The organism is Mongoliibacter sp. (genome assembly GCF_007692705.1).
GTDB lineage: Bacteria > Bacteroidota > Bacteroidia > Cytophagales > Cyclobacteriaceae > Mongoliibacter.
In genome coordinates this window covers 1-9,148 of the sequence record NZ_REBN01000236.1, presented here as the reverse complement: position 1 = coordinate 9,148, position 9,148 = coordinate 1, and the positions used below count along the sequence as shown (strand labels likewise).

General features: G+C 41.2%; 8 protein-coding genes and 1 pseudogene. 3 read left to right on the top strand and 6 right to left on the bottom strand.

The window, feature by feature from the left end; genetic code table 11:
• The 4 genes from EA341_RS16595 to EA341_RS16580 all read right to left on the bottom strand — a co-directional run.
• Positions 1 to 145, bottom strand: a 145-nt coding sequence (locus EA341_RS16595; protein ID WP_367127718.1) for a class II aldolase/adducin family protein, incomplete at its 3' end; no start/stop codon positions are given.
• A gap of 76 nt (positions 146 to 221) precedes the next feature.
• Complete coding sequence (locus tag EA341_RS16590; protein ID WP_293016288.1) at positions 222 to 584, bottom strand: four helix bundle protein; 363 nt, start codon at positions 582 to 584, stop codon at positions 222 to 224.
• Between the two features lie 110 nt (positions 585 to 694).
• Entirely contained in the window at positions 695 to 2,359 is a 1,665-nt protein-coding gene (locus EA341_RS16585; protein ID WP_293016287.1) for a ribulokinase, read from the bottom strand.
• A gap of 49 nt (positions 2,360 to 2,408) precedes the next feature.
• Positions 2,409 to 3,968 carry an alpha-L-arabinofuranosidase C-terminal domain-containing protein gene (locus EA341_RS16580; RefSeq protein ID WP_293016286.1) on the bottom strand — a complete coding sequence of 520 codons (1,560 nt, stop codon included), beginning with the start codon at positions 3,966 to 3,968 and terminating at the stop codon, positions 2,409 to 2,411.
• 462 nt (positions 3,969 to 4,430) lie between these two features.
• On the opposite strand from EA341_RS16580, the gene EA341_RS16575 reads away from it, so the two are divergent.
• The 3 genes from EA341_RS16575 (at position 4,431) to araA (ending at position 7,974) form a co-directional block, all read left to right on the top strand.
• A complete protein-coding gene (locus EA341_RS16575; protein WP_293016285.1) occupies positions 4,431 to 5,312 on the top strand; it encodes an alpha/beta hydrolase-fold protein in 882 nt (293 codons plus the stop codon).
• A 393-nt stretch (positions 5,313 to 5,705) separates the two neighbouring features.
• Positions 5,706 to 6,416, top strand: coding sequence for an NUDIX domain-containing protein (locus EA341_RS16570; RefSeq protein WP_293016284.1), 711 nt, complete (start codon positions 5,706 to 5,708; stop codon positions 6,414 to 6,416).
• A gap of 67 nt (positions 6,417 to 6,483) precedes the next feature.
• The gene (gene araA / locus EA341_RS16565; RefSeq protein ID WP_293016283.1) at positions 6,484 to 7,974 is read left to right on the top strand and encodes an L-arabinose isomerase; all 1,491 of its coding nucleotides are present in this window, start codon (positions 6,484 to 6,486) and stop codon (positions 7,972 to 7,974) included.
• A gap of 378 nt (positions 7,975 to 8,352) precedes the next feature.
• Here the strand turns inward: araA and EA341_RS16560 are convergent, their stop codons facing one another.
• Positions 8,353 to 9,012: an HAD family phosphatase gene (locus EA341_RS16560; protein WP_293016282.1), complete on the bottom strand. Its 660-nt coding sequence runs from the start codon at positions 9,010 to 9,012 to the stop codon at positions 8,353 to 8,355.
• Between the two features lie 2 nt (positions 9,013 to 9,014).
• Positions 9,015 to 9,148 (bottom strand): annotated as a pseudogene (locus tag EA341_RS16555) (transketolase family protein); the annotation flags it as partial.

Here is a 9,148-nt window from a genome sequence, read left to right as displayed (position 1 = left end):
CATAAGGAACCCCACTTGGTTTGATGGCAAATACTCCTTTTTCCCTGTCCACCTGACTCACGTTACCAAAAGTATAGACCACCAGGTCCAATTCCGGCAGTTGCATATTTGCCTCATAGCAGGCTTTTTTTAGTTCTTTGTACATCTGTATTTAGATTTTAGATCTTAGATCTTAGATTTTTGATTGTAGATTGTAGATTGGGGAACTTGAGAGTAAACGGTTATTTACTTGTTTTTGAGTTACTGATTCTGCTTTTGACAGTTTTTAGACTACTGACAAATATTGCTGTTAATTCGTCCGCTTCTTTTAAGAGAATGGTAACATCAACCCATCTTTTCTCATGGAGCAACTCCAGCCAATAGGCACTTTCATCTATTTCTTCTAATACAATCTGCATTTTTGAAATAAACTCCTTATCACTTCTTGATCTACAGACAGCTCTATAATTAGCTCCGACTGATGTACTGGACTTTATAAGCTGAAAGGATATTATCTTGGTACCAACCGAATTCGGCAATACATCCACAAGGTTCAAAATATCAAGAGCAAACTTTTTAGTCCTTTGTTTGATCAGATTTTGCATTTCGATAAAAATTTAGACTTAAAAAAAACAGGTTTGATAATCATAAATTTAAGTATTTGACCTTCAAATTCTGCTTTCCAAATCTAAAATCTACCTTCTGAAATCTAATATCAGTTGCCTTCAATTTCCTTCCCAAACTCCAAATACTCCCTATATAACTTTTCATATACTGGGACATTTGCAGCTATAGGGTGATAGGTTTTGTCGAAACCGGAGCTCATGGCCTGAATGGCTGCTTCGGTCGTGGGATGTATTCCTGCAGCAACAGCTGCATACATGGCTGCACCCAATGCCGGAGCTTGATCTGATGTTGCTACCTTGATCGGCATATTCAAAACATCCGCCAATGTCTGCATCACCAATGTTGATTTTTTGGCTACTCCTCCCAGTCCTATCACTGCATCAATCTGCACGCCTTCCTGCCTGAAACGCTCTACGATGCTTTTGGAGCCAAAGCTGATAGCTTCTACCAAAGCTTTGAATACACGGGCTCCATCAGAGCCCATATTGAGGTTTCGAATTGCTCCCTTGAGCGCTTGGTTGGCATCAGGAGTTCTTCGACCATTGATCCAATCCAAAGCTATAATATTGGATTCCCCAACAGGAATCTGCATGGCTTCTTCTGATAATTTGACAATAAGCTGATCTTCCAGTTCCGCAGTCAATTGTTTTTTGTGATCCTCACTCAGTGTGGCACTTCCCTGAATCAACTCAAGGGATGGCTTTAGGATCAAACTTTTGAACCAAGCCAAGACATCTCCAAAACCTGATTGCCCTGCTTCCAGACCAATTGTACCTGGAATAACAGAACCATCAACCTGTCCGCAAATCCCAGGAATCAATTTGTCTCCTAACTTTTCTTTATTTGTCACCATGATGTCACAGGTGGAAGTCCCCATGACCTTGATCAATGTGTTTTCGGTGATCTCACCTCCTACAGCACCGGCATGGGCATCGAAAGTTCCTACAGCGATTACTGTTTCTTCAGACAAACCCAGCTTTTCTGCCCATTCTTTACTCAATTTGCCAGCTGCCTGATCGGAAGTGTATGTATCTGTATAAAGCCTGTCTTTCAGCGCTGCCAAGTATGGGTCAAACTTCTCCAAGAACTCCTTTGGAGGAAGTCCGCCCCAGCTTTCATGCCATAGCGCCTTGTGTCCTGCGGCACACCTACTCCTTTTCAGCGCTAATGGGTCTTTACAACCAATCAATTGGGAGGTGATAAAATCACAGTGTTCCATCCATGAATAAGCCGCTTTTTTAACTGCTTTATCTTCTCTTATCACATGAAGTATTTTGGCCCAAAACCATTCTGATGAATAAATCCCTCCTTCATATTTGGTAAAATCCTCACCTCCCCAAGTACGGGAAACATGGTTGATTTCTTCTGCTTCATCTATGGCTGTATGGTCTTTCCAAAGCACCATCATGGCATTTGGATTTTCTGCAAATTCAGGTTTCATTGCCAGAGAAACTCCATTTTCATCTACAGGCATAGGTGATGAACCTGTAGTATCCACACAAATAGCTTTTACCTGATCTTTGGAAACTCCTGAATTGGATAAAACAGCTTTGATGGTTTCCTCCAATCCTTCAAGATGGTCCAAAGGATGCTGTCTGAATCTGTTTGAAACTGCGTCGCAATATTTTCCGGCCTTCCATCTAGGATACCAGTAGACATGGCTTGCAGGACAGCTTCCATCTGCTGTATTCACCAAGACTACTCTGACGGAATCAGATCCGTAGTCCAGTCCGATTACAAATTGATTGCTCATTCTAATTTAATTTTTCAAATACTCCTTTTGCCAGTCCAAAATCAAGGAATTATTTCACCCTGATCATTAAAACTGAATTGGCGGGAGCATCTACTTTGAGGATATTTTTATTGAGTTTAAAATCTGAGAAGCTGGCCTTTTTCACTGCATCCTTTTTCTCAAATGTATTGTAAGTATCAACACTTGAAGCTGTCACAATTTCTCCAGAAACAGTTTTAAATTCCTTACCCAGTAAATCTATATCTAGACTTACTTTCTTGTCGGGGTGAATATTGGCTATACTGATATTGACTGTTCCATCTTCAGATTTCGAAGTAGAAACATGCAGTGCCTCTGCACTTTGCTTTCCAAAAGCCACTTTTTCTGAACTAAGAAAATGATCCAAAAGAATCGCATCTTTGTGCGGTTTGTATAGGTCAAACACATGATAGGTCGGAGTCAGAATCATATCATTCTCATTGGTGAGGATGATTGCCTGAAGGACATTGACTGTTTGTGCCAGGTTGGCCATGTGAACCCTTTCAGCATGCTTATTGAATATATTCAGCGTAATAGCCGCAACATGGGCATCTCTCATGGTATTCTGTTGATACAAAAATCCCGGATTGGTACCCTCTTCTACTTTAAACCAAGTACCCCATTCATCAATGATCAAACCCACTTTCTTTTCAGGGTCATATTTATCCATGATCTGACTGTGCTTGGCTATCAGGTCATCCATTACAGCAGCTTTGTTCAGGGTTTCAAGATATTCTTCTTTGGTAAATTTTGTGGCTGCTCCTTTTTCCTCCCAGGTTCCCGTTACGGTGTAATAATGCAAAGACAAACCATCCATCATCTGCAAAGGAATATTTTTCATCAAAACCTCTGTCCAGTTCAAATCCCAGTTGTTTGCACCACCGGCAATTTTATAGAGCTTATTGCCTCCATAATCTCTGGCATAAGTCGCGTACCTTCTGTATTCATTGGCATAATATTCTGGTGTCATGTGGCCACCACAGCCCCAGCTTTCATTTCCTACACCCCAATATTCAATGTCCCATGGGTCTTCCTGTCCATTTTTTCTTCTCAAATCTGCCATAGGACTCTCTCCATCAAAGTTGATGTATTCAATCCATTTAGACATTTCTTCGACAGATCCTGAACCCACATTACCAGTGATATAAGGTACGGTGTTGATTTTTTTGGTAAAATTCAAAAACTCATGCGTTCCGAATGAATTATCTTCAGTGACTCCACCCCAATTGGTATTGACCATTTTTGGTCTGTCATTGGGATCACCTATTCCATCTGTCCAGTGATATTCATCTGCAAAACAACCACCCGGCCACCTCAGGTTTGGGATCTCCAAGTCTATCAAGGCCTGCATCACATCCTTTCTGTAACCATCTTCATTGGGAACATCAGAATCAGGACCCACCCAGATTCCTCCATAAATATTCCTGCCTAAGTGCTCTGCAAAATGCCCATAGATATGCTTATTGATCTGCACATTTCCGCTTTCTGTGTTGACAACAAGCTTATTGGTCTGTGCATGGCTTTCAAATGCCAAAAAGACCACTGAAAAAAGCAAGGTGATCCTGAGTTTGAGTGAACTGTTCATTTTCATTTTAGGCTGATTGTTATGTATTGTTGTTTAATGCTGACTCAGGCGTATTGGTGATTTTTTTTCAATCTTGCAGATTAAAACACCTTACGGCTGCTTCTTTTATAGACTTAAATATAATTCTTCGAATACACTCATTTCCTTCTCTTTTGTTCTTTCTGTATGTGGTAACCATTAAAAGTGAAGGAAGGGACAATATAAAAACATTAATTGTAATTTTTACACTAAATAGAAAAAATCAGCCTTTGGTTTACCTTATGTACGCGCTTCATACCGATTAAAATGTACATTTTGGAAAAACCGGTTCCATGCCTAAAATAAAACGCTTATATTTAAAGTGTAATTAAAACACTTTAAATATAAGCAAAGCCCAAACCTATATTTTCCACTACTTGAAGACTACAATGTTGACCCGTAAAACATCCGGTCACATCAAATCGATAAACATCAATAACCCCATTTGATATGAAAATAAAACCCATACTCCTGTTTTTGATAGTACTTACATCCCTTCACAGCTATGCTCAGGAAATCAAGCTGAAAGCACCTGTAGGTTTTGATCAAATCCAAAAAGACCACCCTAAAGGAAGATTGGATACCGTATCCTATCCCTCAGCAACAGTAGGCGTGGACAGGATAGCAATGGTTTACACCCCGCCTCATTACTCAGTGGAAAAGACATATCCGGTTCTGTATCTTTTGCATGGAATAGGTGGAGATGAAAACGAATGGCTCCGTGAGGGTTCTGCTCAGGTGATCTTTGACAATCTTTATGCAGCGGAAAAACTCAGGGAAATAATCGTAGTATTTCCAAACGGCAGGGCCATGAAAGATGACCGGGCTATTGGAAATATTTTTGACAGTCTGAAGGTAAAGGCTTTCTCCGATTTTGAAGCTGACTTGATCAATGATCTTATTCCCTTCATCGAAAAACATTATTCGGTGATTAAGAACCGAGAAAGTAGGGCCTTGGCTGGACTTTCCATGGGAGGTGGGCAATCTTTGAATTTCGGATTAGGGAATTTGGAGAAATTTGCCTGGGTTGGGGGCTTTTCTTCAGCACCAAATACAGGACAGGCACGGGAAATAATCCCCAATCCTGAAGAAGTTAAAAATAAACTGAATTTACTCTGGATCTCCTGTGGCCTGGATGACAACCTTTTGCCCGTCAGTCAAAAAACACACGAATACCTTAAAGAAAATGGGGTCCCTCACATTTTTTTCCTAGAGCCCGGCGGGCATGACTTCAATGTCTGGAAAAATGATTTATACCTGTTTTCCCAGCTTCTTTTCATAGACTTGGACAAAAGTGAGTTCCCAAAATACACCTTGGTGGAAAGGAATTAAAGCTGCAAACCTGCACTTACCCAAAAACTGCCGAAGGGGGCAGAAGATCTCTGCAAGCACTGAGCGGTCTGGTCTGCACTCCCTTTGCTGGGATTAAAAAACGGGCGCCAGGAAATGCACTTGAACAAAAACACATTTCCTGGCGCTGATTCTGTTTGCTCACTGAAGCAGACCCAGTACCATCTTAAAATATGAAAAACACATATCCTGAAAAATTTTCCAAAAAATGAACGCATTTTTGCCCCGATTGAAGAAAAGCATAAAAACTTATCCAATAAATGGCGCCTTAAGCTTACATTAGTATGCTAAATCCGGAAATTCCCTTTTAATTTACCTCTATCCCCCGTTTAGGGAGAGATCCTGAGCGAACATTGACAAATTAATTTTATACAGATGCAATATTCCAATCAAAAAAGGCAACTGGTCGCAGTTGACTGTATCATTTTTGGGTTTGATGGCAATGAATACAAACTCTTGCTCATTCAAAGAGGATTTGCTCCCGAAAAAGAAAAGTGGAGCCTTATGGGTGGTTTCGTACAGGAAGAAGAATCGTTAGATGAGGCAGCCAACAGAATCCTGAATCAGCTTACGGGCCTTCATGATATTTACATGGAGCAAATCCAGGCTTTCAGTCAGCCGAAAAGAGATCCCATTGAAAGGGTTATTGCTATTCCATATGTGGCTTTGATTGATATTGAAAAATACCAGCAGCAGATCAATGATAATTTTCATGCCCATTGGTTTCCCCTGAAAAATTTACCCCAGCTGATTTTTGACCATGAAGAAATGGTCAATGTTGCTTTGAATAAATTGAGGTATAAAGCAGCATTTCACCCTATTCTATTTGAATTGCTGCCTGATAAATTTACACTTCCCCAGCTTCAGGCCATGTATGAGGGGCTCTATGAAACCAAAATCGACAAGAGGAATTTTACCAGAAAACTGCTTTCAACCAAGCTTTTGAAAAAAGAAAACGAAAAGGATAAATCCAGCTCCAAAAAAGGGGCTTTTTATTACAGCCTTGATGAAGAAAATTACAAAGACAACTTTTTGAGTTTCCACAATTTCATGCCCAAAAGCGAAATCTTCTTCGAAAACAATTAATTTTTTATCAAAATTTTTTTTTATCAGATTTTTTATGTGTAATTAAGACACTTAATTTACAGGAAATATGAATAACCTCAAACAAAACGAAGTATGGTTTCTTACCGGAAGCCAGCATCTATACGGAGAAGAAACCCTTCGTCAAGTAGCGGAAAATTCTCAAGTTATCGCCAAAGAGCTAAACCAAGCTGATGATATAAGTGTGAGTATAATTTTCAAACCCATTGTCAAAACTGCAGAGGAGATTTATGCAGTATGCCAAGAGGCCAGTCAAAACAAAGCTTGTATAGGGGTAATCACATGGATGCATACTTTTTCGCCTGCAAAGATGTGGATTGGTGGATTGAAAATCCTTCAAAAACCCATGCTTCATTTGCATACGCAATTCAACAGGGATATCCCGTGGGATAGCATTGATATGGACTTTATGAACCTCAACCAAAGTGCCCATGGTGACCGTGAGTTTGGCTTTATGGTTTCCAGGATGAAGATCCAAAGAAAAGTAGTTGTAGGTCATTGGAAATCAGATAGGGTTAAAAAACAGATTGACACTTGGGCAAGGGCCGCATCAGCTTGGGCTGACTGGCAGGGAGCTAAATTCGCAAGGTTTGGAGACAACATGCGCAATGTCGCCGTGACAGAAGGCGATAAAGTGGAAGCAGAACTTCAATTTGGTTTCGCTGTCAATACATTTGCAGTTGGGGATTTGGTCGCCTACATCAATGCTGTCAGCGACTCAGAAATCAAAACCCTTGTTGAAACCTATGAATCTGCCTACCTATTGGCTGATAGCCTAAAATCCAATGGAGACAGAAGGACTTCTCTGCTCGATGCCGCACAGATAGAAATTGGCATGCGGAAATTTTTGCAGGAAGGTGGCTTTAAAGGTTTCACCAATACTTTCGAAGACCTTCACGGAATGAAGCAACTCCCCGGAATCGGCACCCAAAGACTGATGGCTGAAGGTTATGGCTATGCCGGGGAAGGGGATTGGAAAACAGCAGCATTGGTAAGGGCCATGAAAGTCATGGGAACAGGACTGGAAGGCGGAAATGCATTTATGGAAGATTACACCTACCACTTTGAACCTGAGAACAATATGGTACTTGGGGCACATATGCTCGAAGTAGATCCGGTGCTGGCTTCCGGTAAGCCCAGCTGCGAAGTTCATCCGCTGGGCATTGGAGGTAAAGAAGATCCTGTCAGATTGGTATTCAACGGAAAATCCGGACCATCACTCAATGCTTCGTTGGTGGATATGGGGAACAGGTTCAGGTTGGTTGTCAATGAAGTGGAAGCCGTAGAAGTCCCGCATGCCCTGCCGAAACTACCCGTGGCCAGGGTAATGTGGAAGCCATTGCCTGACATTAATACAGGTTGTGCAGGATGGATTTATGCAGGAGGAGCGCACCATACCTGCTTCAGCCAAAGCCTGACTACAGAACATTTGGATGATTTTGCCAAGATTGCCGGAATTGAAAATATCACCATTGATAAAAACAGCAACCTAAGGCAGCTTCAGAATGAAATCAGGTGGAGTGAAAAATACTACTCCTAAATGGATTGGAGCTAAATTGAAGACCGGGTAGGCAGCCCGGTTTTTTTTGTGTTCACTTTTTGATACAAAAATTAAATTAAAACTAATGAGTTTTTCTTCGTAGGTATCTTACCTAGGTATTATTTCCCTATTCTTGACAATACGTATCTTTTTGCAGAATTGGGGGTCAATGTAGGAAACGTATTTCTCGTCACAGGTGGGGCAGGCGTCACTTATTTCCTCAACGAACGAGTTGCTATACAGGGTAGGCTCAATAACTTTAATGGAGGAGGAGTTGGCTTGGTTGTGCTGTTTCCACACAAAAGCAGAAGGAACAGATAAGAATCCTCAATTGACTTATCAAAAGAGATCAGGCACAGACCTGATCTCTTTTGGTGTTTAGAAAAAATCCAAGCTTGGCTCATTATAGTCCTTGATGACAGTGAACACATTTTCAAGGTATTCAAAATCTTCCTTGGAATGCATGGTCGTAAGCACCACAGCCTGCATACCGGCATTGGCTGCTGCTTCAACACCTTTGGGTGCATCTTCAAAAACAATACATTCTCCTGGAGCCATACCCAAAAGCTCTGCCCCTCTGGCAAAAGTTTCAGGATCAGGCTTGCTGTTTGTCACATCATCGGCACTGACAATACAATCGAAATAGGTTCTGATATTCAAAGTATCCAATACAAAGTTAATGTTGAACGGTATGGCAGCCGAACCAATTCCGATTTTATATCCTTTGGTCTTTAAGTTCTCCAGGAAGTCCATAAAACCTGGAATCGGTTTGATATGATTGATATAAACCTGCTGGTACCTTTTCTCCTTTTCCAAGGACCAGTACGTCATTTCTTTCTCGGTCATGGCATTTTCTCCCAAAACCCGAATAAACAACTCCCTGTTTTTTCCATACATCTGCTTCCAAACTTCCTCCATGCTTATTTTGACTCCCAGGTCCTGGGTAAGCAATTCATGCCAGGCCTTGGCGTGAAATCCCATATCGTCGATAATTGTCCCATTCAGGTCGAACAAAACAGCCTTGAAATTCCCGCCCATAATTACTTTCTTTTCAACGCAATTTTGGCTTTTTCGACAATATTGGCTGCATTCAAGCCATATTTTTCCAGCAGCTGGGTCGGTGTACCGGATTCCCCGAAGGAGTCATTCACCCCCACATATTCCAGCGGAGCGG

Coding starts and splice junctions, on each gene's coding strand:
- EA341_RS16590 (WP_293016288.1), bottom strand. CDS start 584: ATGCAAAATCTGATCAAACAAAGGACTAAAAAGTTTGCTCTTGATATT.
- EA341_RS16585 (WP_293016287.1), bottom strand. CDS start 2,359: ATGAGCAATCAATTTGTAATCGGACTGGACTACGGATCTGATTCCGTC.
- EA341_RS16580 (WP_293016286.1), bottom strand. CDS start 3,968: ATGAAAATGAACAGTTCACTCAAACTCAGGATCACCTTGCTTTTTTCA.
- EA341_RS16575 (WP_293016285.1), top strand. CDS start 4,431: ATGAAAATAAAACCCATACTCCTGTTTTTGATAGTACTTACATCCCTT.
- EA341_RS16570 (WP_293016284.1), top strand. CDS start 5,706: ATGCAATATTCCAATCAAAAAAGGCAACTGGTCGCAGTTGACTGTATC.
- araA (WP_293016283.1), top strand. CDS start 6,484: ATGAATAACCTCAAACAAAACGAAGTATGGTTTCTTACCGGAAGCCAG.
- EA341_RS16560 (WP_293016282.1), bottom strand. CDS start 9,012: ATGGGCGGGAATTTCAAGGCTGTTTTGTTCGACCTGAATGGGACAATT.